The 26585-nt window shown below is 63.5% G+C and carries 30 protein-coding genes; 17 read left to right on the forward strand and 13 right to left on the reverse strand.

All coding sequences use genetic code 11. From position 1 onward, the window contains the following. The first annotated feature begins 187 nt into the window (after positions 1-187). Positions 188-1000: a VOC family protein gene (locus AC1D0N_RS08400; RefSeq protein ID WP_477242957.1), complete on the forward strand. Its 813-nt coding sequence runs from the start codon at positions 188-190 to the stop codon at positions 998-1000. A gap of 56 nt (positions 1001-1056) precedes the next feature. Here AC1D0N_RS08400 and purB read toward each other — a convergent pair whose 3' ends face one another. The 3 genes from purB to AC1D0N_RS08415 all read right to left on the reverse strand — a co-directional run bounded on the left by purB (position 1057) and on the right by AC1D0N_RS08415 (position 3677). Next, entirely contained in the window at positions 1057-2358 is a 1302-nt protein-coding gene (purB, locus tag AC1D0N_RS08405; protein ID WP_477242958.1) for an adenylosuccinate lyase, read from the reverse strand. A 60-nt stretch (positions 2359-2418) separates the two neighbouring features. Then, positions 2419-2832: a hypothetical protein gene (locus AC1D0N_RS08410; RefSeq protein ID WP_477242959.1), complete on the reverse strand. Its 414-nt coding sequence runs from the start codon at positions 2830-2832 to the stop codon at positions 2419-2421. Positions 2833-2951: 119 nt separating this feature from the next. Next, entirely contained in the window at positions 2952-3677 is a 726-nt protein-coding gene (locus tag AC1D0N_RS08415) for a DUF2259 domain-containing protein (protein WP_477242960.1), read from the reverse strand. Between the two features lie 138 nt (positions 3678-3815). Here AC1D0N_RS08415 and AC1D0N_RS08420 point away from each other — a divergent pair, with 138 nt between their 5' ends. Beyond that, complete coding sequence (locus AC1D0N_RS08420; protein ID WP_477242961.1) at positions 3816-4070, forward strand: DUF2171 domain-containing protein; 255 nt, start codon at positions 3816-3818, stop codon at positions 4068-4070. A gap of 15 nt (positions 4071-4085) precedes the next feature. Here the strand turns inward: AC1D0N_RS08420 and AC1D0N_RS08425 are convergent, their stop codons facing one another. Together AC1D0N_RS08425 and AC1D0N_RS08430 are read right to left on the reverse strand one after the other, a co-directional pair. After that, entirely contained in the window at positions 4086-5099 is a 1014-nt protein-coding gene (locus AC1D0N_RS08425; RefSeq protein WP_477242962.1) for a P1 family peptidase, read from the reverse strand. Beyond that, on the reverse strand, positions 5099-6172 hold the full coding sequence (locus AC1D0N_RS08430) for a branched-chain amino acid ABC transporter substrate-binding protein (protein ID WP_477242963.1): 1074 nt from the start codon (positions 6170-6172) through the stop codon (positions 5099-5101). The genes AC1D0N_RS08425 and AC1D0N_RS08430 overlap by 1 nt, the downstream gene beginning before the upstream one ends. A gap of 181 nt (positions 6173-6353) precedes the next feature. Here AC1D0N_RS08430 and AC1D0N_RS08435 point away from each other — a divergent pair, with 181 nt between their 5' ends. The 8 genes from AC1D0N_RS08435 to AC1D0N_RS08470 all read left to right on the forward strand — a co-directional run bounded on the left by AC1D0N_RS08435 (position 6354) and on the right by AC1D0N_RS08470 (position 13159). After that, a complete protein-coding gene (locus AC1D0N_RS08435; RefSeq protein ID WP_477242964.1) occupies positions 6354-6848 on the forward strand; it encodes a flavin reductase in 495 nt (164 codons plus the stop codon). Between the two features lie 29 nt (positions 6849-6877). Next, positions 6878-7807 carry an AAA family ATPase gene (locus tag AC1D0N_RS08440; protein ID WP_477242965.1) on the forward strand — a complete coding sequence of 310 codons (930 nt, stop codon included), beginning with the start codon at positions 6878-6880 and terminating at the stop codon, positions 7805-7807. 5 nt (positions 7808-7812) lie between these two features. Continuing rightward, the gene (locus AC1D0N_RS08445; protein ID WP_477242966.1) at positions 7813-9057 is read left to right on the forward strand and encodes a vWA domain-containing protein; all 1245 of its coding nucleotides are present in this window, start codon (positions 7813-7815) and stop codon (positions 9055-9057) included. Between the two features lie 63 nt (positions 9058-9120). Then, the gene (locus AC1D0N_RS08450; protein ID WP_477242967.1) at positions 9121-9516 is read left to right on the forward strand and encodes a RidA family protein; all 396 of its coding nucleotides are present in this window, start codon (positions 9121-9123) and stop codon (positions 9514-9516) included. Between the two features lie 64 nt (positions 9517-9580). Continuing rightward, positions 9581-9919, forward strand: a complete 339-nt coding sequence (locus AC1D0N_RS08455; protein ID WP_287205644.1) for an XdhC family protein — start codon at positions 9581-9583, stop codon at positions 9917-9919. A 2-nt stretch (positions 9920-9921) separates the two neighbouring features. Next, positions 9922-10626 (forward strand): XdhC family protein, encoded by a 705-nt coding sequence (locus AC1D0N_RS08460; protein ID WP_477242968.1) that lies wholly within the window; start codon positions 9922-9924, stop codon positions 10624-10626. Next, entirely contained in the window at positions 10623-12233 is a 1611-nt protein-coding gene (locus tag AC1D0N_RS08465) for an NTP transferase domain-containing protein (protein ID WP_477242969.1), read from the forward strand. The genes AC1D0N_RS08460 and AC1D0N_RS08465 overlap by 4 nt, the downstream gene beginning before the upstream one ends. A 32-nt stretch (positions 12234-12265) precedes the next feature. Then, positions 12266-13159: an alpha/beta hydrolase gene (locus AC1D0N_RS08470; RefSeq protein WP_477242970.1), complete on the forward strand. Its 894-nt coding sequence runs from the start codon at positions 12266-12268 to the stop codon at positions 13157-13159. A 16-nt stretch (positions 13160-13175) separates the two neighbouring features. Here the strand turns inward: AC1D0N_RS08470 and AC1D0N_RS08475 are convergent, their stop codons facing one another. Beyond that, complete coding sequence (locus AC1D0N_RS08475) at positions 13176-14216, reverse strand: DUF1176 domain-containing protein (protein WP_477242971.1); 1041 nt, start codon at positions 14214-14216, stop codon at positions 13176-13178. 123 nt (positions 14217-14339) lie between these two features. Here AC1D0N_RS08475 and AC1D0N_RS08480 point away from each other — a divergent pair, with 123 nt between their 5' ends. Further along, positions 14340-14843 carry a DUF1993 domain-containing protein gene (locus tag AC1D0N_RS08480; RefSeq protein WP_477242972.1) on the forward strand — a complete coding sequence of 168 codons (504 nt, stop codon included), beginning with the start codon at positions 14340-14342 and terminating at the stop codon, positions 14841-14843. A gap of 63 nt (positions 14844-14906) precedes the next feature. On the opposite strand, the gene AC1D0N_RS08485 is transcribed toward AC1D0N_RS08480, so the two are convergent. After that, entirely contained in the window at positions 14907-15377 is a 471-nt protein-coding gene (locus AC1D0N_RS08485) for a hypothetical protein (RefSeq protein ID WP_477243128.1), read from the reverse strand. A gap of 18 nt (positions 15378-15395) precedes the next feature. Here AC1D0N_RS08485 and AC1D0N_RS08490 point away from each other — a divergent pair, with 18 nt between their 5' ends. The 3 genes from AC1D0N_RS08490 to AC1D0N_RS08500 all read left to right on the forward strand — a co-directional run bounded on the left by AC1D0N_RS08490 (position 15396) and on the right by AC1D0N_RS08500 (position 18425). After that, positions 15396-15929, forward strand: a complete 534-nt coding sequence (locus AC1D0N_RS08490) for a hypothetical protein (protein ID WP_477242973.1) — start codon at positions 15396-15398, stop codon at positions 15927-15929. 122 nt (positions 15930-16051) lie between these two features. Beyond that, complete coding sequence (locus AC1D0N_RS08495) at positions 16052-17119, forward strand: aldo/keto reductase (protein WP_477242974.1); 1068 nt, start codon at positions 16052-16054, stop codon at positions 17117-17119. Between the two features lie 43 nt (positions 17120-17162). Then, positions 17163-18425 carry a cysteine desulfurase-like protein gene (locus AC1D0N_RS08500; protein WP_477242975.1) on the forward strand — a complete coding sequence of 421 codons (1263 nt, stop codon included), beginning with the start codon at positions 17163-17165 and terminating at the stop codon, positions 18423-18425. Between the two features lie 4 nt (positions 18426-18429). On the opposite strand, the gene AC1D0N_RS08505 is transcribed toward AC1D0N_RS08500, so the two are convergent. The 6 genes from AC1D0N_RS08505 to AC1D0N_RS08530 are packed head-to-tail and all read right to left on the reverse strand — an operon-like array spanning position 18430 to position 24535. Then, entirely contained in the window at positions 18430-19458 is a 1029-nt protein-coding gene (locus tag AC1D0N_RS08505; protein ID WP_477243120.1) for a histone deacetylase family protein, read from the reverse strand. A gap of 24 nt (positions 19459-19482) precedes the next feature. Next, positions 19483-20001, reverse strand: coding sequence for an N-acetyltransferase family protein (locus AC1D0N_RS08510; RefSeq protein WP_477242976.1), 519 nt, complete (start codon positions 19999-20001; stop codon positions 19483-19485). A gap of 3 nt (positions 20002-20004) precedes the next feature. Then, the gene (locus AC1D0N_RS08515; RefSeq protein ID WP_477243121.1) at positions 20005-20514 is read right to left on the reverse strand and encodes a 2-thiouracil desulfurase family protein; all 510 of its coding nucleotides are present in this window, start codon (positions 20512-20514) and stop codon (positions 20005-20007) included. 39 nt (positions 20515-20553) lie between these two features. Further along, on the reverse strand, positions 20554-21483 hold the full coding sequence (gene kce, locus AC1D0N_RS08520) for a 3,5-dioxohexanoate:acetyl-CoA acetone transferase (RefSeq protein WP_477242977.1): 930 nt from the start codon (positions 21481-21483) through the stop codon (positions 20554-20556). Between the two features lie 9 nt (positions 21484-21492). Further along, complete coding sequence (locus AC1D0N_RS08525; protein ID WP_477242978.1) at positions 21493-22866, reverse strand: aminotransferase family protein; 1374 nt, start codon at positions 22864-22866, stop codon at positions 21493-21495. 1 nt (position 22867) lies between these two features. Continuing rightward, positions 22868-24535 carry a N,N-dimethylformamidase beta subunit family domain-containing protein gene (locus AC1D0N_RS08530; RefSeq protein WP_477242979.1) on the reverse strand — a complete coding sequence of 556 codons (1668 nt, stop codon included), beginning with the start codon at positions 24533-24535 and terminating at the stop codon, positions 22868-22870. Positions 24536-24662: 127 nt separating this feature from the next. Here AC1D0N_RS08530 and AC1D0N_RS08535 point away from each other — a divergent pair, with 127 nt between their 5' ends. The 3 genes from AC1D0N_RS08535 (at position 24663) to AC1D0N_RS08545 (ending at position 26484) form a co-directional block, all read left to right on the forward strand. Then, positions 24663-24911, forward strand: coding sequence for a ParB N-terminal domain-containing protein (locus AC1D0N_RS08535; RefSeq protein WP_023669061.1), 249 nt, complete (start codon positions 24663-24665; stop codon positions 24909-24911). Between the two features lie 110 nt (positions 24912-25021). After that, a complete protein-coding gene (locus tag AC1D0N_RS08540; RefSeq protein WP_477242980.1) occupies positions 25022-25507 on the forward strand; it encodes an SRPBCC family protein in 486 nt (161 codons plus the stop codon). Between the two features lie 26 nt (positions 25508-25533). After that, a complete protein-coding gene (locus AC1D0N_RS08545) occupies positions 25534-26484 on the forward strand; it encodes an alpha/beta fold hydrolase (RefSeq protein ID WP_477242981.1) in 951 nt (316 codons plus the stop codon). Positions 26485-26585: the final 101 nt, after the last annotated feature.

Genomic DNA, 26585 nt, shown 5'->3' on the forward strand with positions numbered 1-26585 from the left:
CATGCAACCGTGATGAGCCGCGCATCTGATCACAATAGTGAACACCATGTTCGCTTCTTGCCATCTTGTGTGAACGATGCCGATCGACGATCTGTCGTCAGGAAGAGAAAGACGACGTACAGTGATCGCTGGCGCCGGGTCCTTGGCTTTTGGGGGCTCGTCGGACGCCGGCCGAATGGAGCATCAGATGAGTGAACTGCCCTTTGCCGCCACGACTCCCGTCAGCGTTGCCCGCGTCGGGTTGAAGGCGCGCGACTCCGAAAATCTCGCCGCGTACTACCGCCAGGTCGTCGGCCTGCAGGAATTGAGCCGCGCCGACGGCGCCATCTCGCTCGGCGCCGCCAACCGTCCGCTGCTCGTCATCGAGGCGGATGCGGCGGCAAAGCCCGACGATCCGCGCAGCGCCGGTCTGTTCCACACCGCCTTCCTGTTGCCGAGTCGCGCCGATCTCGGCCGCTGGATCAACCATGCCGCCACCAACAAGATCCGCATCGAAGGCGCATCAGACCATCTGGTCAGCGAGGCGCTCTATTTGACCGACCCCGAGGGCAACGGCATCGAAATCTATGCCGACCGCCTGCCGAAGGACTGGAAATGGAATGGCGACAAGATCGCCATGGCGACCGAGCGGCTGAACCTGCCGTCTGTCGTTGCCGATGTGCCGGCGGGCGACGCCGGCTGGCAGGGCGCGCCGGAAAACAGCATTGTCGGCCACGTGCATCTGCGCGTCGGCAGGCCGGAAGACGCCGAAGCCTGGTGGAACCAGGAGTTCGGTTTCGACACGGTGGCGAAATATGGCGGCCAGGCGGTGTTTCTGTCGTCCGGCGGCTATCACCATCACATCGGCGCCAACGCCTGGCACAGCGCCGGCGCCGGCCGCCGCGATCCGGCTCGCACGGGCTTGGCCTGGGTCGAGATGCGCTCGGACAATGTGACCGGCGAAACCACGCGTGAAGATCCGTGGGGCACGGTCATAAGGACTGTTCCCGGCAAGGCGTGATTGGACTGTGGCACAGCTTCCTTCCCCCCGTCACTATACGGGGAGAAGGGAGCTACCTATCCAAACACGCGCCTGAAGATCGTGTCGACATGCTTGGTGTGATAGCCAAGGTCGAATTTCTCGCGGATCTCGGCTTCGGGCAGGGCTGCCGTGACTTCCTTGTCGGCCAGAAGTTCCTCAAGGAAATCAGCGCCTTGCTCCCAAACTTTCATGGCGTTGCGCTGTACCAGCCGGTAGGAATCTTCGCGCGATAGGCCGGCCTGCGTCAGCGCCAGCATGACGCGCTGCGAATGCACCAGGCCGCGGAACTTGTTCATGTTCTTCAGCATGTTGTCGGGGTAGACGAGCAGCTTGTCGACGACGCTGGTCAGCCGTGACAGCGCGAAATCGAGCGTCACCGTCGCATCCGGCCCGATCATACGTTCGACGGAGGAGTGCGAAATGTCGCGCTCGTGCCAGAGCGCCACGTTCTCCATCGCCGGCAGCGCGAAGGAGCGCACCATGCGGGCAAGGCCGGTGAGGTTTTCGGTCAGCACCGGATTGCGCTTGTGCGGCATTGCCGACGAACCCTTTTGGCCCGGCGAAAAATATTCTTCCGCCTCCAGCACTTCGGTGCGCTGCAAATGGCGGATTTCGATCGACAGCCGCTCGATCGACGAGGCGATGACCCCCAGCGTGGCGAAGAACATGGCGTGGCGATCACGCGGGATGACCTGTGTCGACACCGGCTCCGGCTTCAGCCCGAGCTTCTTGGCCACATGCTCTTCGACATAGGGGTCGATATTGGCGAAAGTGCCGACCGCGCCCGAAATGGCGCAGGTGGCGATATCCTCCCGAGCGTGCACCAGCCGCTCGCGGCAGCGCGAGAATTCGGCATAGGCCTGCGCCAGCTTGATGCCGAAAGTGGTCGGCTCGGCATGGATACCATGGCTGCGGCCGATGGTGACGGTGTCCTTGTGCTCGAAGGCGCGGCGCTTGAGTGCGGCAAGCAGGCCGTCAATGTCGGCGAGCAGGATGTCGCTGGCGCGGGTCAACTGCACCGCAAAACAGGTGTCGAGAACGTCCGACGAGGTCATGCCCTGGTGGATGAAGCGGGCGTCCGGTCCGACGAATTCGCCAAGATGAGTCAGGAAAGCGATGACGTCGTGCTTGGTGACGCGCTCGATCTCGTCGATCGCCTCGACATCGAATTTCGCCGCGCTGCCCTTTTCCCAGATGGTTTTCGCCGCTTCCTTCGGGATGACGCCGAGTTCGGCCAGCGCATCGCACGCATAGGCTTCGATCTCGAACCAGATGCGGAACCGGGTTTCTGGCGACCAGATGGCGACCATTTCCGGCCGGGAATAGCGAGGGATCATCGGTCAGTCCTGACGTGTCGAGAGCTTTTGCCCGCGTCCTAACAGAGGCAGACAAAATGCTCAACGCTGCCGGCGCGCAAACCAGACGCTGGCGAGCGCCAACGCGATGAAACCGAGTGGAAAATAGAGCCGGATGCCCAGGACAACGAACTGGTAGAGCGCCGTCAACATCGTGAACACGAACTGGAAGGCCCAGGTGATGGTGAAGGCGGGCGAATGCCACTCGGCGTAGTAGGAGCGGTATTGCAGCGCGAATAGCCCGCCGGTGAAGCCGATCGTCGCGACGAGGAGGCAGACAAAGGCCGCCGCCAGGGCGACTTCCCAATGCCGTCCAAGCGAGACCAGCCGGGCCGCGAACAGGCCGACCGGAAAGGCCAGCGCGCCGCCGGCGGCAAACAGCAAGAAGACGAAGCGGATCTTCGCCGGGGTTTCCCAATCGTCCAGCCACAGATTGACCAGCGCGCTGACGCCCATCGCCGCAGCCCACAGCAAGGCGCCGAAAAGAGCGACCCGAAGCGAGGGCAGGGCACGCCGGACTCGGCCCGGCAAACGCTCGGAGCCTGGGTTGGGTGTTGCGGATTGAACAGGAGGTGTCACAGGCGGCCGGTCACCGCGATCCAGCGAAAATCCGGCCCTTCGAAGCCGTATTGGCGCACTGCGATCAGCACCGCATAGGTGCTGATGCTGTCCATTGAAAACGTCTGCACCGCGCCGATCCGATAGCCGTTCGGGCACCCTCGGCTCTTGGGGATCGATTTGTCCTGATGCAGCAGGTGGGTCTGGCCGTCGTCGTTCGCCTCGATGCGCAGCAGGCGAAAACCGTTGATTTCGCCGTAGCTTTGGCAGGCTTCGGTGTCATTCATGCCAATCTCATCGAGCCGGAACTCGAGCGGGGGATCGACCGGCGAAAAGATGGGGCGCGGGTTCACCACCATGCGGAACGGGTCGGCCGAAAGTTCGGTCACCGGGTTGAAGCCGGCAGTGATGCCACGATTGGCCGTGAGCTCCGCCTGCTTGACGATCGCCTCGCCTTTTTGCCGCGCCTGGAGGCGCGCTGCGTCGAGCGTGGCATTCTCGTCGTCGAGCCGGACCCGGATCGGCGTGCCCGGCAGGAAACTGTCGTTGCTGGTGTCGATGTAATAGCGGTTGGCATAGGGAAAGCCCGACCCGTCATAGACACCATACTCCTCGAAGGCGAAGACGCCGCCATCCCCAGTGAAGCCAAGGATTTCAAGCTCGGCGACATCGCCGGCATGAGCGGCGATGGATGTCGCAAACTGGGCAAGCAAGGAAACGGCAAACAGGACCAGTATTCGCATCGGTTTCGCTCCGGCAGCCAATGTCGACCGATCACCTATCACGACGCGGTCAAAACGTCGTGCTGTCTAAAACACAAGGTCGATGCATCCAATCCCGTCGCCATTAGTTGTTGTCGGCAGCTTCAACGGAGACCCACCATGACCGACACCAGCAAAATTCGCGAACATATGGAAGTGATCGGCGCCGACGGCGTCCATGTCGGCACGGTCGACAAGGTCGAGGGCGAACGAATCAAACTGACCAAGCTCGACAGCGGGCAGGGCGCGCACAAGGGGCATCACCACTATATCCCGTCGAGCCTGATCGCCGAGGTCGAGGGCAACAAGGTGCGCCTGTCGGCAAACTCGGATGTCGCAGTCACTTTCGAGGAAGAACGGTCCGACCCGGTTTGATGTGTAGCCGCGCAATCAGCGCGACGACCAGACCGGGAACAGGTCGCCATCGGCCGGCGTCGCGGCGTGGACGCCGCGGCTGATGGCGCGCGCCATGGTGGCGCCGGCCGCGGCGTAGAGGTCGATCGCCGCATCGGCGGTGAGTTCAATGCCGCTTCTGCCCGTCGCCAGCGCGAACACCAGATCGCCATCGGCCGGCGTGTGGACTGGCCAGATGGCGCGGACGAAACCGTCATGCGCCGATATCGCCAGACGCTTGGCCGCCGCCTTGGTCAGAACTGCGTCGGTGGCGATCACGGCGATGGTGGTGTTGCCGCCGGCCTGTCCCGTGAAATGCTTGTCGCGGTATTTAAGCAGGATCCTTTTCGCATCCTCCGGCATCGGCGACGGGTATCCGAGCCCGCCGAATTCATCGCCGATCTCGAACGGCGCCGCCCAGAAATGCCTGGTTCGGGCGACAGTGACCGAGCCGGTCGGATTAACGGCGGCGAGCGCACCGATGGTGACGCCGCTGTCCAGCACCAACGAGGCCGAGCCAAGTCCGCCCTTCAGGCCGGAACTCAGCGCGCCGGTGCCGGCGCCGGCCGTGCCGAGCGCAAAGTCGATTGCCGCGGCCTGCGCCGCTTCATAGCCAAGGTCGCGATAGGGTGGATAGCGGCCCCAATCCTTGTCGCCGCCATTGCGCAGGTCAAACAGGATGGCCGCCGGCACGATCGGCACGCGAAAGCCGCCGACCTCCACGCCGATGCCCTTTTCGCGCAATGCCGCTTGCACGCCGGAAGCGGCATCCAGGCCGAAGGCCGAGCCGCCCGAAAGCACCACGGCATGGATCGCCTCGATCGAATTGTGCGGCTCGAGCAGATCGGTCTCGCGCGTGCCCGGCGCGCCGCCCAATACCTGTACGCCGGCGACCGCCGGTTCATCGCACAGCACGGTGGTCACCCCCGACTTCAGCCTGGCGTCGGATGAGTTGCCGACACGGAGGCCGGCGACATCGGTGATGAGATTGCGCGGACCGGTGCGGAACATCAGTTGGTCTCCGCCGGCACGAAATGGGCGCCGTCGTAGCGGTAGGCACGGAAGGGGTTGTGGCTGAGGTCGCCCTTTTCATCGAAGCGGATCGGTCCGATCGCGGTGGTGAAATCATGCGCGGTGAGCGCCTCAGTCAGCGGCTTGCCGGTGGTTTCCGAAAGAGCGGAGGCGGCCTTGGCGATTTCCACCGCAGCATAGGCCGGCAGTGTGTAGCCATCGGGCGCAATGTTTTGTGCGGCAAACGCTTCCAGCACCTTGGGATCGGCGACTTCGGCCCATTCCGGCGGCGCAATCATCAGCGTGCCCGTGGCATAGGGCACGTCGCCGGGCGGTGTGCGCATGTTCTCGCCGCCGGCAAAGACGATGCCGGCTTCGAGCTGGCCGGCGTCGCGGCCCATGATGGCGATGTCGTCGCCATCGCCGCCGGCAAACACACGCGTCGCGCCGGCCTTCTTCAGCCGTCCGATCAGACCGATCTGGTTGTCCAACTGCGGCCGGAACGTATCGACGAACACCGGCTTCAGCGCCGCCTGCTCCGCCGCGGCGCGAAACGTCTCGGCCATTTCGCGGCCATAGATGGTGCCGTCATCGACGATGGCGAACAGCTCGTTTTGCCACAGGCGGGTGAGGATGGTTGCGACAGCATTGCGTTCGTCGTCGCCGCGCGGTCCGAGGCGGTAGACCGGCCAGCCAGTCTTGGCGCGGCGATCGGTCAGGCTTTCGGTGCGCACGCCAACGGTGATGACCGGTATGTTGGCGTCTTTCAGGATCGGCAGCGCCGCCGTGATCGCGTCGGTGCAGAGAAAGCCGACGACCACGCTGACCTTCGCTGCAACGAAATCCCGGGCGGCGGCAGCGCCGCCATCGGCCGTGCAGGCATCGTCGACCGTCCGGAGTTCGACGCCGTTCGCCTCGGCTGCGAGGCCGGAGCCCGTCTCGATCTGCTTGCCCAGCAGCGCCGACGGACCCGACAAGGGCGCGGCGACGCCGACCAGCAGCGTCTGCGCGTTCGCGCCGCCGGCCACAGACAGCCAGACCAGCGCCGCTATTGTTCTTGTCCAGGGTCGCATTCGAGCGATGGATTCCTCCGTGCCGGCCTTACGCTTCTGGCACTATTTGCCGCCAAGACCTAAAGGCTGCCCGGCCTTGGTGCAACACGCTAATTCCGGGAAGAGAGGTCAACCACTTCGCTTGTGGCATATCGTATGCCGCCATATATAACGCTTGGGTTCTGACTGTGGAAAATCATCCGTGCTGAAGAAGAACGACATCGGGCCGCAGGCCTATCGCGACGCGATGGCCCATTTTGCCGGTCACGTCCATGTGGTCACCACCGACGGTCCTGCCGGCAGGCGCGGCGCGACGGTCATCGCCGCCTGTTCGGTATCGGACACGCCGCCGACCATTCTGGTCTGCCTCAACCGCGAAAATCCCAAGAACGAGCCGTTCGTGAAAAACGGCAGATTCGCCTTGAACACGCTGGCTTCGGACCAGGAGCCGCTGTCGATCGGCTTTTCCGGCATCACCGGCCTGCCGGTCGAGGAGCGCTTTGCGCTCGGCGAATGGGATGTCATCTCGACCGGCGCGCCGACGCTGAAGGGCGCGCTTGCCGTGTTCGACTGCGAACTGATCGACACCAAGGATCTGGCCACCCATCGTGTGCTTTTTGGCAAGGTGACAGGGTTGCGCATGGGCGATAATTTGCGGCCGCTGATCTACCACAACCGCGGCTACCACGTTCTGTGAAACGGACCGGCGGCGCTGATGGAGAAAGAATGACCGAGTTGAAACCGCGCCCGGCACCGCGGACGATCGACGAGACGCTCGATCTCCTGACCGGCGCGGACTATGTCGCGGACCGTTCGCTGGCGACCGTGCTGTTTCTGTCGCTGCGCATGAAGCGGCCGCTTTTTCTCGAAGGCGAGGCGGGTGTCGGCAAGACCGAGATCGCCAAGGTGCTGGCGCAGGCGCTTGGCCGCCGGCTTATCCGGCTACAATGCTATGAAGGCCTTGATGTCTCGTCAGCCGTCTACGAGTGGAACTACGCCGCGCAGATGATCGAGATCCGCATGGAGGAGGCAGCCGGCAAGGTCGACCGCTCCGACATGGAGCGCAACGTCTTTTCCGAAAAATACCTGATCCGCCGCCCGGTGCTCGATGCACTGACCGGCAAGGCAGGCGCCGCGCCGGTGTTCCTGATCGACGAGCTCGACCGCACCGACGAGGCGTTCGAGGCGTTCCTGCTCGAGATTCTCTCCGACTTTCAGGTGACGGTGCCAGAACTCGGCACGATCAAGGCGGAGGAGCCGCCGATCGTCATCATCACCACCAACCGCACCCGTGAAATCCACGACGCGCTGAAGCGGCGCTGCCTCTATCACTGGGTCGATTATCCCAATGCCGAGCGCGAGCTGGAGATCGTGCGCCGTAAGGTGCCGCAGGCCAACCAGCGGCTTTCGGCGGAAGTGGTGTCGTTCATCCAGAAGCTTCGCCAGATCGAACTGTTCAAGGTGCCTGGCGTCGCAGAGACCATCGACTGGGCCGGCGCGCTGACCGAACTCGACAAGGTGGCGCTCGACCCGGAGACGGTTTCCGACACGATCGGCGTCCTGTTGAAATACCAGGACGACATTGCCCGCATCGAACAGGGCGAAGGCCGGCGCATCCTCAACGAGGTGAAAGCCGAGCTTGCGGCGGCGGAGTAGGAGCTATGGCACGCCCCGAACCGAAAGAGGCCACCCCCGACGGGCGCATCGCTGACAACATCGTCTATTTCGCCCGCACCTTGCGCAAATCAGGCATGCGGGTCGGGCCGGCCTCGGTCAAGGATGCCATCGAGGCGGTGCTGGCCGCCGGCATCGGCTCGCGCGACGATTTCTACTGGACGCTGCACGCCGTGCTGGTGTCGCGGCACGAGGATCATCCCACCTTCGACGAAGCCTTCCGGCTGTTCTGGAAATCGCGCGAGCTGATCGAAAAGATGCTGGCGATGTTTTCGCCGGTGGCGCCGGACGCCAGGGAAAAGCAAAAACCGCGCGCGGCCGAAAATCGTGTCAGCCAGGCGATGTTCGAGGGGCACCAGAAGAACCAGCCGGTGCAGGAAATCCCCGAGATCGAGGTCGACGCCCGCTTCACCTTTTCCGGCAATGAGGTGCTGCGAGGCAAGGACTTTGCCCAGATGAACGCCGCCGAGATGGCCGACGCCAAGAAAGCGATCGCCCAGCTGCGGCTGCCCTTCGACATGGTCAGGACGCGGCGCTTCAAGGCCGACGCCCACGGCCGCCGCATCGATCCGCGCGCCATGATGCGCTCGGCCGCGCGCACCGGCGGCGAATTGATCCTGCCAAAATTCCGGTCGCCGCGCGAGGTTCATCCACCGCTGGTGGTGCTGGCCGATATCTCCGGTTCGATGAGCCAGTACACGCGCATTTTTCTGCATTTCCTGCATGCGCTGACCGAAAAACGCCGGCGCGTGCATGCTTTCGTCTTCGGCACCAGGCTGACCAACCTGACCCGGCAGATGCGCCACCGCGATCCCGATGCGGCACTTGCCGAGAGTTCGGCGGCGGTCAAGGACTGGTCGGGCGGCACCCGCATCGGCGACACGCTGGCCGAGTTCAACAAGCTATGGTCGCGGCGCGTGCTGGGGCAGGGCGCGGTGGTGCTTTTGATCACCGACGGGCTCGAGCGCGACGATGTCGCTGGCCTCTCGGAGGAGATGGAGCGGCTGCACAAATCCTGCCGGCGGCTGATCTGGCTGAATCCTTTGCTGCGCTTCGACGGTTTCGAAGCCCGCGCCCGCGGCGTCAAGGCGATGCTGCCGCATGTCGACGAGTTCCGCTCGGTGCACAATCTCGATGCGCTCGCCGATCTCTGCGCCTCGCTGGACAAGAAGTCGGCTGCTTCCGTCGATCCGCGTCGTTGGTTGGACGCTGGCGCCAGGCACGCCGCATAGCCATATGTTTATCCAGCGGAAAACAGACTCCCGGAAAAAATCACCGCACCGGAGACCCGATAGATGACGCTCCAAAGCATCAATCCCAAGGACCTGCCAATTCCGCAGACCTACAGCCAGGTCGTCGTTGCGACAGGGAGCAAGTTGGTCTTCATCTCGGGTCAGGAGCCCGAGGACCTGGACGGCAAGCTTGTTGGCCGCGGTGATCTTGCGGCTCAGGCGCGCCAGGTGTTTGCCAATCTCGGCCGGGCACTTGCCGCTGCCGGTGCGGCGCCTACTGAGGTCACCAGGATCACGATCTATGTCGTCAACTACGATCGCGATGAATGCCTGCCGATCATCGAAAAGGCTCGGCTAGGGCTGTTCGGAGATCACAAACCGGCTGACGTGGTGCTTGGTGTGGCGAGCCTGTCGCCCGGCTATCTGATCGAAGTTGACGCATTCGCGGTGATCGATTGACCATGCATTTGCTTGCGCGAATTGGCGATAGCCGGATCATAAACAGACTCTGAGAGAAGCGACGATGGACAACAGCATTTATCTCGATGAGGCCCGCGACCCGCTGATCATCGCGGAAGGCTGGATGAAGGACGGCAAGGATGTCGCCATTGCCACTGTGGTCGAAACCTGGGGCTCGGCGCCGCGTCCGGTGGGCAGCCATCTGGTCATCGACGCGGAAGGCAATTTCCACGGCTCGGTCTCCGGCGGCTGTGTCGAGGGTGCTGTCGTGACCGAGGCGATCGACGTCATCGACTCAGGGAAGGCCAAGATGCTCGAGTTCGGCGTCGCCGACGAGACCGCCTGGCAGGTCGGCCTGTCCTGCGGCGGCCGCATCAAGGTCTATGTAGAGCGGCTGGGCTGACCATGGACCCCTATGCGCTGAAAACGCTGAACGCCGAACGCCGCGCTCGCCGCGCGGCGATCCTGGTTACCGATCTTGGCGACGGCCGCGACCGCATCGTGCGCGAGGGCGATCCCGTTGCCGGCGATTTGGGAGCGGCCATCGCCAAGGCGTTTCGTACCGGCAATTCCGGTTCGGTCGAGGCGGAGGGACGAACCTTCTTTCTCAACGCCCATCTGCCGCAGCCGCGCCTGGTGGTGATCGGCGCCGTCCATATCAGCCAGGCACTGGCGCCGATGGCGAAGATCGCCGGCTATCCGGTCGAGATCGTCGATCCGCGAACGGCCTTTGCCACCCCGGACCGCTTTCCCGATGTCGCGCTGCATGCCGAATGGCCTGAGGATGTGCTAGAGCGCCAGCCGCTCGATAGCTATACGGCGCTGGCCGCCGTCACGCATGACCCGAAGATCGACGATTTTGCGCTGAAGGCGGCGCTCGACGCCAATTGCTTCTATGTCGGTGCGCTTGGCAGCCGCAAGACGCACGCCAAGCGCGTCGAGCGCCTGCTGGCCCTGGGCGCCACCGCCGACCAGATCGCCCGCATCCACGCGCCTATCGGCCTCGACATTGGTGCGGCAAGCCCGGCCGAGATTGCGGTTGCGGTGCTGGCGCAGGCGATCCACGCCTTTCGTTCGCGCGGCCTCGAAGCCAAGGGTGCCGCGGCGTGAAATTCGGCCCGATCCCGATCGAGGCGGCCGAAGGTGCTGTGCTGGCCCACGCCACCACGGCCGGAGAACGGCGCTTCCGCAAGGCGCACCGGCTGAGCGCCGACGACGTGTCGCTGCTGAAGGCTTCAGGCATTTCGGAGGTTGTCGCGGCGGTGCTGGCCGCAGACGATCTGAGCGAGGACCCAGCCGCCGAAAAGATCGCCGCGAGCATGCACCATCGCAACATCGAGGCGAGGCCGGCGGCGACCGGCCGCGTCAATCTGCACGCTGACGCCGCCGGCATCTTCACCGTCGACGCCGCGATGATCGACGCAATCAACGCCGTCGACCCGACCATCACCATCGCCACGCTGGCGCAGCACGCGCCGGTCGAAAAAGGCCAGATGGTGGCGACAGTGAAGATCATTCCGTTCGCGGTCGCCTCGGCCTTGGTCGATTCGGTGACAAAGATCTGCGCCGGCGGCGAGATCTTTGCCGTCAACGCCTACCAGCCGGTACGCGTCGGCGTCATCCAGACGGTTCTGCCTGGCATCAAGTCGAGCGTGCTCGACAAGACGCTGCGCGTCACCGAAGCGCGGCTGGCGCGCTCGGGCGGCCGGCTGACGGCGGAGCGCCGCACGCCGCATGAGATCATCGCCGTGGCCGAGGCGGCAGCCTCGCTGGCGCGCGACAATGACATGGTGGTGATTTTTGGCGCCTCGGCGATGAGCGACTTCGGCGACGTCGTTCCGGCGGCCATCGAGCGCGCAGGCGGCACCATCGTCCGGGCGGGCATGCCGGTCGATCCCGGCAATCTGCTGGTGCTCGGCATGCTCGACGGCAAACGCGTCATCGGTGCGCCGGGTTGCGCCCGCAGCCCCAAGGAGAACGGCTTCGACTGGGTGCTCGACCGGCTGATCGCCGGCCTCGACGTAACCGCCAAGGACATTGCCGGCATGGGCGTCGGCGGGCTGTTGATGGAAATCCCGACACGGCCGCAGCCGCGCGAGCCGCTGCCGGCCAAGGCGCAACTGGCGGTCGATGTCGTGCTTCTGGCCGCCGGCCGTTCCAGCCGCATGGGCGGGCCAAACAAGCTGTTGGCATTGTTCGACGACAAGCCGCTGGTGCGCCGCACCGCCGAGCGCGCTCTTGCCTCGAAAGCCTCTCAAACAATCGTCGTCACCGGCCATCAGCGCGAGCGGGTGCGGGCAGCCTTGTCGGGCCTTGACGTCACCTTTGCCGACAATCCGGATTTTGCCGAGGGCCTGTCCTCATCGCTGAAAACCGGCATTGCCAGGGTTGCCGAAGACGCCGCCGGCGCCATGATTGTTCTCGGCGACATGCCGGGCGTCTCATCAGCCGACCTCGACAGGCTGATCGACGCTTTCCGCAAGGCCGAAGGCCGCTCGGTCGTGCGTGCTTCGCATGATGGCCGCCGTGGCAACCCGGTGCTGTTGCCGCGTGCGTTGTTTCCCGCGATCGCCCATCTCGAAGGCGATACCGGCGCGCGGCATCTGGTCGAGGCCGAGGGGCTGGATGTCGTCGATGTCGAGATCGGCGACGGCGCATCGATCGACGTCGACACACGCGAGGCGTTGGAAGGCGCCGGCGGCGTGCTCCAGGATTGACAAACCGAAGCTGAAAAACGCATGGCTTGGGCATGGCTTTCAGATTCCGCTACGCCCTTCTTGCCTCAGCGCTCGTATTGTTTCCTGGCGGCGTCGCCGCTCGCGCCGAGGCGCTGAAACCTTTCAAGGACGATCTGTTCGCCTACCCGGCGACGCTGTCGTCGGCGGATAACGGCGCCTACACGGTCATCGACTACCAGGAACTGCGCGACATCAACGCCCGTGATGAAGTGCCCGAGCGCCGGGTGCATGCCCAATACACCGACACCAGCGTGCGCAAGGTGCAGCAGGATCTGCTGCTGAAAACCGATGCCGGCGATGTCAGGCACATCGCCGTCGGCAAGACCGAAGGCGCCGCCATCATCGTGCTCTACCTGCACGGGCAGGGCGGCAGCCGCAAGCAAGGCGTCGACGACTTCACCTTCGGCGGCAATTTCAACCGCATCAAGAACCTGATGGCAGCCAATGGCGGCCTCTATCTCTCTCCGGATTTCACCGATTTCGGCGACACCGGCACAGCCCAGGTCGCGGCGCTGATCGACCACTATGCGGAAAAATCGCCGGGCGCGAAAATCTTCGTCGCCTGCGGCTCGATGGGCGGATCGCTGTGCTGGCAACTTGCCGCCCGCAACGACACCGGCCGGCGCATCGACGGGCTGCTGCTGCTTGGCTCGCTCTGGGACGAGAGCTTTTTGGCGAGCCCCGCCTTCAGGCGTCATGTGCCGGTTTTCTTTGGTCAGGGCAGCAAGGACCCGGTATTTCCGGTGGAAAAGCAGGAAGCCTTCTTCCGCTCCATCATCGCCAAATCGAAAGCCTATCCGTATCCGACCCATTTCGTTCGCTTCGAGACGGGCACGCATGGCACGCCGATCCGCATGACCGACTGGCGCGGCACGCTCAACTGGATGCTGTCGAAAGCGCCTTGACCCCCTTGGGTAGCCTCTACGGGGCGGTGTTGTAGTCCACCACCGTCTGCGGGTTTTCCTCGCCGTCATAGGATGCATCCACATCGTACTGGACCAGGGAAAAGTCACCGTTGCGGAACAGGTACGTCCCTGAGTCCGAGGCATCGCCGACGCCGCGCCATTTGTTGAACGTGCTGATCGTCTTGGTATCTTCGTCGTAGTCGGAGTTGGTCGCCCAGCCGGTCGTGTGGAAGCCGACTATGGTCATGCCCAAAAGTTTGCCGTCGCTGTCATTGTTCTCGTAGCGGATATCCATCTGGGGTTCGGCGAACTGCAATTGCCGCACGCCCGCCACTTCATCGCTCAAGTAGTAGACGGAGCTTTCATTGTAGGCCGCAGCCGCGCAGGAGAAATGGAAAAGCCGCATTTCCTTGTCGGGATCGCCAGCAGCAGCATCCTTTTCCTTGTATTTGATAGAAAAGATTTCCGGCTCCTCGCCGAGAAATTCCTTGTCGCACTGGCCGCCGTAGTCGGCGGCAAACATCTTCTTGGCTTGCTCCAGTGCGGTGTCTTTCTTGGGCGGCGGCGGTCCGTCGCCGCAGCTTGCCGGCAGCGCTTCCTCGAAATCGGCCTTTGACGGTTTCAGCGCGCCCTTGTCGATGAAGATCGGTTGGAACGGTGGAGCCTGAACCTGGGCATTGACCTGGCGCAGCGTGTAGCAGCCGGCGAATACCGCCTCGTTGCCGTCTTTGCCGGTGGCGCGGATTGCGACGGGGACGCTGTAATAGATGCTGCCGGCCGCGCCCTCATCGGAAACAGCGCCTGTTTCGACATCGACCTTGTCGGTGCCGTCATAACCCTTGACGAATGTATCGAAATCCTTGGCCGGTTTGGTGTCGCCGTAATAGCCCCAGGCGCGCGCGAATTCGTGCCGGTTGATGGCACTGTAAAGCGAGCGGACGACAGCGGCGGCGTCCGACCGGTCATCGACATAGGGCGCTTCGTCGGCGGCAAAGGCAGTCTGGCTGATGGTGGCAAGGGAGAAAAAAGCGGTCGCTGCAAGAAGGGCGCTTCTCATCGGGAATCTCCAGTCGATGCGGAAATTCTAGCATAAGGATTACGGCGACGCGGTGACGCTTGAAAAGTCACGCGCGAAGGCGCTACGTGCCGCTGTCGGCGTCCCGCCGCGTGGAGATTTCAAGTGACACTATCGATGTATGAAGCGTCCGTGCCGGTGTTTTCCGCCAGGCTCAAGGCGCTGTCCAATGTGCTGTCTGCAGCCGAACAGAATGCGGCTGATCGCAAGATCGATCCGCAGGTGTTTCTGACGGCGCGGCTGGCGCCCGACATGTTCGCGCTGGTGAGACAAGTGCAGATCGCCACCGATCATGCCAAAGGTGCGCCGTCGCGGCTTGCCGGCCGCGAGGTGCCGAAATACGAGGACAATGAGGCGAGTTTTGCCGACGTCCAGGCCCGTATCGCCAAGACCCTCGAGCATCTCGCAACCTTCTCGGCGGCCGACCTCGATGGCTCCGACCAGCGGACGATCGAACTCAGGCTTGCGGGGCGTGAAGTCTCGATGCCCGGGCTGCAATACCTGTTGCACGCCGCCATGCCCAACTTCTACTTCCACGTGACCACGGCCTACGACATCCTGCGTCACAACGGCGTGCCGCTGGGCAAGGCAACTTTCCTCGGGCGTTGAAGGTCAAGAAGGCTTCCCGGCGCTGCCGGGAAGCCTCGCGTCAGGCTCGGCTAAACGCCTTGTTCAGCGCAGCGACATTTCGCGGGCGATGCGCGGAAAATCGGCCGGCTTGATGCCGATGTCGGCGCGGTCGCTGCTGCTCATCGCATGCAGCAGTGCCAGTGCCGAGCGATAGCGCAGATGTTCCTGCGGACGCGGACGAGCGAACATTTCAGTGAAGAACCCCATGATCATGGCCCCTTGTTGATCCTCCACATCAAGCAATATAGGCAAATCATGAAGATTGTGCAGTGCAGCATTTGCATGGCAGCCATGCTGCGCAATTTTTTTCGTCACAATCGAACCGGCCGGTGAAACTTCCGGCGCGTCCCGACCGTATGCTTCAACGCTGGCACATGGCCGGCTTTTCCTCGCCACTCCTGGCGAATTTTCCGGACTGTATGAAAATGCAGTCCGGCTTTTTTTTGCATAGAGGGTTCGGCTGGCAAACGCCGTAAGCCAACGGCTAAATTGGTTAAGATCGGTCGCATTCATTTTTAACGAGCCGATTCTATGTTGGACGCCGGTACAGGTGCGCTTACGACAGGGGAGGCTGAGATCGGCACCGGGAGCAAGCGGGATTTCGCTTCGTTGCTCGACGACCTCTTCGTCGCCCCCGAGAAGGGCGAGGAGGCCGGCGCACGGCCGTCGATTCCGTTCGATTATCTGTCGGTGGCGGACGAGCTTCATTCCGGCCGCATAAAGGTTGCGGGCGACACGTTTGCCGCCGAGTATCGCGAGGGCGCCGACCTGGCGAGCGAGTTCGCCGCACTGCTCGATCAGGCGAAGATCGCGCTGGCCGGCGAAGAACCCAAGCCGGAAGACAAGTTGCCGCCGATCGATCCCGAATCCATCGCCTTCGAACTTGGCCTCAACCAGCCCAGGGATGTCGCCGATTTCGGCCGCATGCGCCGCAGCTTCGCCTTCGCCAACCATCCCGACCGTGTCGCCCCGCATTTGCGCCAGCGCGCCATGATCCGCATGCAGGTGGCCAACATGCTGATCGACGAAGCCAAGCGGCGCGCTTTGGCCGGCGCCAGGCGCTGACTTTTCCGGAGTTCACGCAAAAGTCGGTCCGCCGAGGCTTGGAGAGCGCGACTGCTTTCCCTATAAATGCGATTTCCTTCTCGCGCCGCCGCGCCCAGTCTTCCCTCCGGAGCAGAAATTCCATGCACAAACGCCGTCTCGGTCGGACCGATCTTCTTGTTACCCAGATTTGCCTCGGCTCGATGACCTGGGGCCAGCAGAACACGGAAGCCGACGGCCATGCCCAGATGGACCTGGCCTTTGCGCGCGGTGTCAATTTCATCGACACCGCCGAGCTTTACCCGATTCCGCCCAAGGCGGAGACACAAGGCCGCACCGAAAAGATCATCGGCAGCTGGATGAAAGCGAAGGGCAACCGCGACCAGGTCATCCTGGCCTCGAAAGTGGTCGGCCGCACCGCCAACACCTGGTTTCGCGGCGACCGTCCCTCGAAGCTGGTGCGCGCCGACATCTTTGACGCCATCGAAAAATCACTGACCAAGCTCGGCACCGATTATCTCGATCTCTATCAGATCCATTGGCCGGAACGCGACATACCGTGGGGCGCCAATCCCAACCGCATCGGCGCCGTGGGGCCGCGTGCCGATTCCATCGGGGCGCCGGCCGGCGAGACGCCGATTGCCGAGACACTCGCCGTGTTCGACGAGTTGGTGAAATCAGGAAAAATCCGCCATCTCGGCCTGTCGAACGAGAATTCCTGGGGCGCCATGCGCTTCATCGCCGAGGCCGACAAGGGCATCGGCCCGCGCGTCGCCTCGATCCAGAATGCCTATAATTTCGTCAACCGCACTTTTGAGGTGAACCTGGCCGAAGTCTGCGACCGAGAGCAGGTGTCTCTGCTGGCCTATTCGCCGCTGGCGCAGGGCTATCTCACCGGCAAATACGACCATGGCGCACGCCCGCAAGGGTCGCGCTCGCAACTGTTCAACCGCGGCCAGCGCTACGAGACGCCCAACGCGGCGGAGGCGCAGCTCGAGTATAACGAGTTGGCGCGCTCCTTCGGCCTGGAACCGGCCTTGTTTGCCAACGCCTATGTGTCGAGCCGGCCGTTCGTCACCTCGAACATCATTGGCGCGACGACCATTGCGCAACTTGAAATGGCGCTGTCGTCAGTCGACGTGACCTGGACCGAGGAGATGCAGAAGGCGGTCGATGCGATCCATCAGCGCGTCGGTAATCCGTGCCCGTGAGCAAGGGATCCGTAGGCCAGTTGAATTGATCGGGGGAACAAAAATGGCATTTCAGATCGACGCCGTGCGGGCAAAATTTCCGGCGCTTTCCCTCACCGACAAGGGCCGCCGCCGCATCTACCTTGACAATCCTGCCGGCACGCAGGTGCCGCAGGCGGTCGCCGACGCGGTGTCTCACTGTCTTTTGACCACCAACGCAAATCTCGGCGGCTTCTTCGAAACCACTGTTGCCGCGCAACAGGTCGTCGACGATGCCCATGCCGCGATGGCCGATTTCCTCGGTGCCGCGTCGCCCCAGGAAATCGTCATCGGCGCCAACATGACGACGCTGACCTACCACATGTCGCGCACGCTCGGCCGCACGTTCAAGCCTGGCGACGAGATCATCCTCACCCGCATGGACCACGAGGGCAATGTCTCGCCCTGGCTGCAACTGGCCGAGGACCTTGGCCTTGTCGTGCGCTGGCTGGCTTTCGACGAGCAGAGCTGGCAGGTCGAGGAGACGGCGCTCAGCGCACTGCTCACCGACCGGACACGGCTCGTCGCGTTGAACTATGCCAGCAATTTGACCGGTTCCATCAACCGGGTGAAGGCGCTGGCCGGCATCGCCAAACAGGCGGGCGCGCTGGTCTATGTCGACGCCGTGCAATTCGCGCCGCATGGCCTGGTCGATGTGCAAGACCTCGGCTGCGATTTCCTGATCTGCTCGGCCTACAAATTCTTCGGCCCGCATATGGGCATTCTTTGGGGCCGGCTGGATGTTATCGAGGCGCTGAAGCCGTACAAATGTCGCTGTTCGTCCAACGGCCTGCCGGAACGTTTTGAACTCGGCACGCCGCAAATTGAACTGATGGCCGGCCTCACCGCCGCCGTCGATTATTTCGCCGAACTGGGCACGGCGGCGGGCGAGGGTGGGTCAAGAAGGCGCAAGATTGCCAAGGCGTTCGAAGTCTCGATCGCCTACGAGAATCCGCTGGCGCAACGACTGATCGACGGGCTGTCGGACATTGCAGGCCTGACGATCCACGGCATCACCGACCCGGCGCGGCTCGGGCATCGCGTGCCGACGGTTTCCTTCACCGTCGATGGCATCGTGCCGGAGACGATCGTGCGCCAGATGAATGCCGAAAACATCTTCCTCTGGTCGGGCCACAACTACGCCTGGGAGATCGTCCACCAGCTCGGCATTCCGGCCGAGCACGGCGTCGTGCGCATCGGCATCGCCCACTACAACACGGTCGCCGAGATCGACGAGACGCTGGAAAGCGTGCACCGCGTCATCGCCATGCTGAGGCAACAGCGCTAGTCCGCTATCGCCGCTTGCCGCCGAAACCCGTGAGGAAGGCGGTGAGATTGTCGCCAAGCGCTTCGCAGAGATAGCCGCCTTCCTGCACAATCACCGTCGGCAGGCCGAGCTTGGCAATCGCCTCGCCAATGCGTGAGAAGCCGGGCGTGGTGACAGAAAGCCCGCCGAAGGGATCGCCCTCGAACGCATCCAGACCCAACGCCACGACCAGCGCGTCCGGCGAGAAGGCACGGATACGCTGGAACGACACCGCGAGTGCCTCCAGAAAGGCCGCGTCGCCGGATTTGCGTGGCAAAGGCAGGTTGAAATTATAGCCGAGACCCGGCCCTTCGCCGCGCTCGTCAGCATGGCCCCAGAAGAACGGGTAGAAGCGCACCGGATCGGCATGCAGCGACACCGTCAGCACGTCGGGTCGCGCATAAAAAATGCCCTGCGTGCCGTTGCCGTGATGCAGGTCGACATCGAGGATCGCCACCCGCGCGGCCTGCTTGCGCAGCACTTGCGCCGCGACCGCCGAATTGTTGATGAAGCAGAAGCCGCCGGCGACATCGGCAAAAGCGTGGTGGCCGGGCGGGCGGCAGAGAGCATAGGCGGCCGGTGCGCCTGCCATCACCGCTTCGGCAGCTTCGACCGCGCTCCACGCGCTCCACAGCGCGCTGCCCCAGGTCTCGCCCGAGATCGGGCAAGCGGTATCGGCCATATGATAGCCGGCCTGTCCCACAGCCGAGGCCGGGTAGGAGCCGTTGCGCGCAATCGGGTGAATGTTGGGGATCACCTCGGCCGAGGCGCCTTCGATGCGCTGCCAGCGCACGAAGATGTGCTCGAGGAAATCCAGATATTCGGGGGTATGCACCGCAGAGACCGGGCCGAGCCCATGATCCCGTGGCCGCTCGATCGTGCAGCCGGCGGCCTTGGCACCGGCAAGCAGTCGCTCTGCGCGTTCCGGCTTTTCCGGATTGGGCTGCGGCGCCCCGCTGGAGAGGAAGGCCTTTGGATCGTGGCGTTTCTGTTCCTCGGCATAGAAGGCTTTCATCATGTCTCCCAATACAGTAGCCGGCTATACATCGTCCGGCCCATCGGCAAAGGCGAAGAAAGCGTCGCCGACAATCTTCTGAGTCTGTTCGTAGCTCGACCAGGCGATGCCCAATCGTTCGTAGAAGGCCTTGGCGGTTTCGTTGTCGGTGTCGACCGATAGCCTGAGATAGACGCCACCGTCCTTCCGGCATTGCGCAGCGACACTGCGCAGCAGGCGTTCGCCGATCTTGCGGCCGCGAAAGCGGCCTTCGACATAGAGGTCCTGCACATAGACGCCGGGCCGGCCCATCCAGGTCGAGAAGATCGGGAAATGCAGGCACAGCCCGGCAAACTCGCCGCCGACTTCGGCGATCAGGGTCGAAAAGGCAGGCTTTTCGCCAAAGCCGTAGCGGCGCAGGTCGTCGGCGGTGGACGTGATCTCCTGATGCGCGCCAATATGGTTGCCGAGGCGCAACAGGGCGGCGTAGATGGTGTCGACGTCGTCGATGGTGCCGGGGCGGATGATGGTATCGCGGGTCGTGGCTCGGGCTTTCTCTCGCATGGATCAGGCTGCGGTTCCGGCTGTATCAGGCTTGGCCAGGAGGTCATCAAGCTCGCCAATGCCGTCTTCCGAAAAGACGCGAATGCCGTTCGCCTCCAGCAGCGCCGTGGTCGTGCCAGAGCCAGCCACCCGGTTGCCCGAAAAACTCCCATCATAGATGAAGCTACTGCCGCACGACGGGCTGCCGTCAGTCAGGACTGCATAGCGGCAGCCTGTTTCCCGGGCGAGATCGAGCGCGAGCTGCCCGGCTTCGAGATAGAGTGCAGTCACATTGTTTCCGGTTTTCTCGACCACCTGGCCTTGGCCGTGCAGCACAGCAAGGCCGTCGCCGGTGCCGCGAATTTCAGCCGGCGGGCGCGGCGTCGAGAAACCCGCGGCGACCTCCGGGCAGATCTGCACGACCCGCCCTTCTGCCTGCCATCGCGCCAGAACGGGATGGTCGTTGAGCCGGTAGGAACCGTTGTAACGAACCTTGCTGCCGAGCAGGCAGGCTGAGACGAGAACCCTTTCTATATCAGCTCCTCCCTTTGCCACCCGGCCTCCACCATGCGCCTAGAACGCCACCCGGTCGCCACCCTTGAGCGCCAGCATAGCGCGCGCCTCGGCCGGCGTCGCGACCTCCAGGGACAGCCCGTCGAGAATGCCGCGGATGCGGCGCACCTGGTCGGCATTGGATTTGGCCAGCTGGCGGCCGTCGTAAAGACTGTCCTCCAGCCCGACGCGGACATTGCCGCCCATTGCCGCGGCGATCGAGATCAGTGGCATCTGCTGGCGGCCGGCTGCCAGTACCGAGAACTGAAAACTGTCGCCAAAGAGTTTGTCGGCGATGCGCTTCATGTGCACGAGATTATCCGGATCGGCGCCGATGCCACCCAAAATGCCGAAGACGAACTGGATGAAAAACGGTCCCGACACCAGCCCGCGGTCGCGGAAATGCGCCAGCGAATAGAGATGGCCGACATCGTAGCATTCGAATTCAAAACGCGTGCCGCAGCCCTTGCCGAGTTTATCGAGCACCGTCTCCATGTCGGCAAAAGTGTTCTTGAAGATCGTGTCGCGGGTCGCCTCGAGCAGCTTCGGCTCCCACTCGTGCTGCCATTCCCTCGGTCTGTCGAGCATCGGGAACAGCGCGAAATTCATCGAGCCCATGTTGAGCGAGCACATTTCGGGTTCGGCCCGCAGCGGCGCGGCCAGCCGCTGGTCCAGCGTCATCAGCGACGAGCCGCCGGTGGTGATGTTGATCACCGCATCGGTCGCCTGCTTGATGCGCGGCAGGAATTGCATGAACACATCAGGGTCGGCGGTCGGCCGGCCGTCGCTTGGATCGCGGGCGTGCAGATGCAGGATCGACGCGCCGGCTTCGGCGGCGGCGATCGCCTCAGCGGCGATCTGGTCGGGTGTCACCGGCAGATAGGGCGACATGGACGGTGTGTGCACCGAGCCGGTGACCGCGCAGGTGATGATGACTTTCCTCGGCGCCATTTTTCCCCCTCAGCCTTCGACCGGGAGGTCGAGTTCGGCGGCCAGCACCTGCAGCGAGTCGCCGATGATGGAAATGATTTCGCCGATCTGTTCGCGGGTAACGATCATCGGCGGCGCCACCATGAAATTGTCGCCGTCGACGCCGCCCTTGACCCTGCGGCCGTAGATGATCAGGCCGCGCTCATAGGCCAGGTCGAGCAGGCGCTGCGTGGCTTTCTTGCTCTGATCGATCGGCCGAAGCGTCTCCGGATCGGCGACCATCTCGGCTCCGGTGAGCAGGCCTTTGCCACGCACGTCAGCAATGAAGGGGAAGCGTTTCGCAAGCCCTTTCAGCCCGTCCATCAGCACGTCGCCCATTCTCGCCGCATTGGCGATCAAATCGAGCCGGTCCATCTCGCCGAGCACCGCAAGCCCGGCGGCGCAGGCCAGCGGGTTTCCGGCATAGGTGTGGCCATGCTGGAAGCCGCCGGAGGCGAGCAGCGGCTGCACCAGCCGCATCGGTGCGGCCAGCGCGCCGAGCGGCGCATAGCCGGAGCCTAGCCCTTTCGACAGCGCGACGATGTCTGGCTTGCAGTTCCAGTGATCGCCGCCAAGGAATTTGCCGGTGCGGCCGGCGCCGCTCATCACTTCGTCATGGATGAGCAGGATGCCGTAGCGGTCGCAGATTTCGCGAATGCGCGGATAGTAGCTGTCGGGCGCCACCAGGGCAGAAGTCGCAGCGCCGCCGATCGGCTCCATGATGAAGGCGAGCACGCTGTCCGGTCCTTCGGCCTGGATCTTGTCCTCCAGCATGTCGGCGTATCGGATGCCGCGCTGTTCCATCGACAGATTGTCGCGGTCGCGCCACGCCGTCGGCGCCGGCACGCTCGGCATCACCTGCATCATCGGCGTGAAGCTTTCGGCCAGCGCATCGTCGCCGGTGACCGAGAGCGAACCCAAAGTGCCGCCATGATAGGAGGGAAAGCGCGTGATCACCTTCCAGCGGCTGGCTTGCCCGGTGGCGACCGCCCATTGCCGGGCCAGCTTGATGCAGGATTCCGTCGCCTCCGAGCCGCCAGAGACGAAGAAGATGCGGTCCATGCCCTCCGGCAGTTTTCCCGCCAGTTGCCGCGCCAGTTCTTCCGCCGGCTCGTTCTCGAAATGCAGCCGATAGGCAAAGGTGGCGCGGTCCATCTGCCGCTTCATCGCATCGAGCACGTTGCGGTTGGAATGGCCGATATTGGCGACCATCGGCCCGCTTGATCCGTCGATGAAACGGCGACCGTCTTGCGTCCACATATAGATGCCCTCGGCGCGATCGATCAGCGGCCGGCGCAGGCTGGAGAGATAGAACAGATGCGACGGCGCGCGCGTTTCTGATGCGGCGGTGGAGGGCTTTGGCATGTCAGGTCTTTCCGAGATAGCGGTCGATTACATTCTTGGTCACGCGTTCGACCATCGCATCCTGCCGTAGCAGGCCAGCAACCCATTCGCAGCTTCCGGCGTGGAAAACCTCGCCCTTGCCGCGTGGGAAATTGACGATCATGCCATTACCGCGTTTGACTTTTTCCAGATTGGCGTCGCTGGCCTCGCCAAACAGAGTCTCGGCGGTGAAGCGGCCGTCCTCGTCGCCGAGGAACTGGTCTTCGAACGGAATGTCGGCGCTTTCCTCGACCTGGCTCGCCATGCCGACTGCCAGCACCTGCAAACCATCAGGCGCGCCGCTGTCTGGCGTCGGGTAGGGCAGGCCACCGCGGATCTCGAAATCGAGCCCGTCCACCTCGTAGCCATAGACATGGCTGTCGGCGCCGAGCAGATCGCCATAGTAGATGCCGGTGCCGGCAAAGGCCCAATGCTCGGGCCGGTAGACTGGAAAGCCGCGCACGCCGCGCGGCGCGCAGCCACCCCACCCGGCATAGACGCCCCTGGTCGCGTTGAGGCCGAAAGTCAGAGCGCCGGGACGGCCGATCTCAGGTGCTTCCCACGAATTGCTGGCGCGCGTCACGTCGCCGCCGTGATAGGCCGGATCTTCCGCACGCGCCCGGTATTTGTAGCAGACCTGCCGGCGTCCCTCGTCCTCCAGCCTTGTCTGCCACATGAAATTGCCGGCAAAACGCGCCGCGTGGCCGCCCCGTTCGACATAGGCGTCGACCGCGTCGCGCATCTCCCAGGTCCAGTATTCGTCATGGCCGACAAAGGCGACGCAGTCGTAGCCGTCGAGAATCTCCGGCGAGAAATGCAGATCGTGCTGGCTGGCAAGATCGATGCCATAGCCGGCGCGCTCGGCAAAACGGAAGAAGTGGCTGTCATAGCTCGCCCAGCCTGATGAGGCGTATTTCTTCGAATGGCCGGTGGCATAGGCCCATTCCATATGGGGATAGCGCGGCGCGGTCTTTGGCGGCACCGCGACCTCCAGCGGCACGCGCGGCGCATCTTTTGGCAGCACGACGAAGCCGCGGCACCACGGCCGTTGCGTCGATACCATCGTCGCATACTGGTCGCGGTTTGGGCCGGTTATGCCTTGGTAGTGGTTGGAGCCGCCCCAGGTGTTGTAGCCGAGCCAGGTGCCGGTCGCCGCGATTTGCAACACGCGGCCAGGCCTTTTGCCGGGCGGCGGGGCGACGATGAACAGATGGTGGCAAAGGATCGGCTTGCCGTCGCGGCCATCGGCTGTCAGCGTCACGCGATAGGCGCCGGAGGGCCAGTGGTCCGCGACGCGGAATTCGAAGGACGTCTCCCAGCCGCAGCCCTCGACCGAACATTGGTCCGGCGTTTCCTGCCAGCGCGCCACGATTCCGGCCTGCTCGAACATCTTGGTTTCGGTTGCGCCGTCGCGGATGATGACGATGCCGAAGCTTGGTGCCGTCGAGCTGACATGCAGCGCCACCGTCTCGCCGGGGCGATAGGAAAACCGGTCCGTGTAGCACCAGATCTCGCCACGCTCGCCATCCATGCCGGGCCATTCGTAATAATGGCCACGCACCGCCTCGCGGCGCTGCTCGGGCGTCAGCCCGAAATCGGGGAACTCGGTCGGCAGCTGCGTCAATGAACACCTGAGATCAGTGGCCGCCATTGAGACCATCGGCCAGCCAAGCGTCAAATGGAAACGATCGGGCCAGCATTCGTCCACAGCGCCCTTGGCCCTGTTGGCCAAACAGACTATCTCAAGGGCAGGCGGCATTTCTGCCGTGGGAGCCAAAATGCTGAGAGTGCAAAAGGTCAAGGTCGACGAAATCTACGTGCCGACCGCGCGCAAGAAGACATTGCACCCCGAGACCGTCCGGCATCTGGCCGAGGACATTCTGGAAAACGGCATGAAGACACCGATCCAGGTGCGCCATGACGGCAAGCGCCACATCCTGGTCGAGGGCCTGCATCGGCTGGAAGCGGCCAAGTGGCTCGGCGAAACCGAGATCGACGCCTATCTCGTGCAAGCCAAGCGCCACTAAGTTTCCGACCTCGGTCCACCGTTCCCGTGATTTTTTCGCCGGCCACTGTCGGCTCGTGCTCCGTTGGCCCGTCCTTGGGGCACAACCCAGAACAATCCGAGGAGACCATCATGACCACCAAGCTCGACATCGCCCCCGGCAATGACCGCGAACTAGCACTTGCCCGCATCATCGATGCGCCGCGCGAAAACGTCTATCGTTGCTGGACCGACCCCAAGCTGGTGACGCAATGGTTCGCGCCAAAACCGTGGACGACGCCGCGCGCCGAGATGGACGTGCGCACCGGCGGCTCCACCCTGGTCGTCATGGCCAGCCCCGACGGCCACGAATTCCCCAACCCCGGCGTCTTTCTCGAGGTCATCCCCGGCAAGAAGATCGTCTTCACCGACGCCTACACCACAGCTTGGGATCCCTCGGAAAAGCCGTTCATGACCGTTGTGCTGACCTTCGAGGATGAGGGCGCCGGCAAGACCCGTTACACGGTGCGGGTCCGGCACTGGAGCGTCGCCGACCGCGAACAGCACGAAAAGATGGGTTTTCACGACGGCTGGGGGCAGTGCACCGACCAGCTCGAAGATCTCGCCAAGACGCTTTGATGCCAACAAGACGGGAGGAGATCGATATGTCCAGAACCTTGCTTTTCGCCATCCTTGCCGCGGCGGCAGCGCTTCTTGCCTCACCGGCCACCACCAATGCAGAGGAGACCACCATGACGACCGAGACCAAAACCTTGCCGAAGCCGGAAAAGTCCGGCCTGCTGCCGATCGACGGCCTGAACTACTATTACGCCGTCTACGGCAAGGGCGAGCCGCTGCTTCTGCTGCATGGCGGTTTGGGCACGACCGATATGTTCGCACCGATCCTGCCCAGGCTTGCCGAGCATCGCACGGTTATCGCCGTGGACTTGCAGGGGCATGGCCGCACCGCGCTTGGTGAGCGGCCGTTCGGCCTGGAAGCCATCGGCGACGACATGGCTGCGATCGTCAAGGCACTCGGCTATGACAAGGTCGATGTCATGGGCTATTCGCTGGGTGGCGGCGTCGCCTTCCGCATGGCCGTCCAGCATCCCGAAGCGGTGCGCCGGCTTGTCCTGGTCTCGACCGGCTATGCAGCCGACGGCTTCTATGCCGAGATGCGCGGCCAGCAGGCGCAAGTCAGCGCCGCCGCCGCCGATTTCATGAAGGACACGCCGATGTACAAATCCTACGTCGCGGTGGCGCCGCAGCCGCAGGATTTCCCAAAACTGCTCGATGCACTCGGCAATTTCATGCGCAAGGACTACGATTATTCCGCCGACGTCACCAAGCTGAAGATGCCGGTGATGCTGGTCTATGGCGACAGCGACATGTACCGGCCCGAGCATGAGATCAAGTTTTACCAGATGCTCGGCGGCGGACTGAAGGATGCCGGCTGGATGCGCGAGAACCTGTCGCAGAACCGTTTGGTCATTCTGCCCAATCGCACCCACTACGACGTCTTTTTCGCCCCGGAACTGACCGCCGCGGCGCTGCCTTTCCTCGATGGCGAGACCAAGGTGAAGACCTGGGACGAGGTCGTCAGCGAAACGGAATAACCATCGCCGGAAACGGTTGCCGGCCGTCCCCAAAGGGCGGCCGGTCCCATTCCCATCACGACAGGTGATACCGTCATCAAAGCTTTTCAATTGACCGGGCC

Source organism: Mesorhizobium sp. P2_E10, from assembly GCF_056404235.1.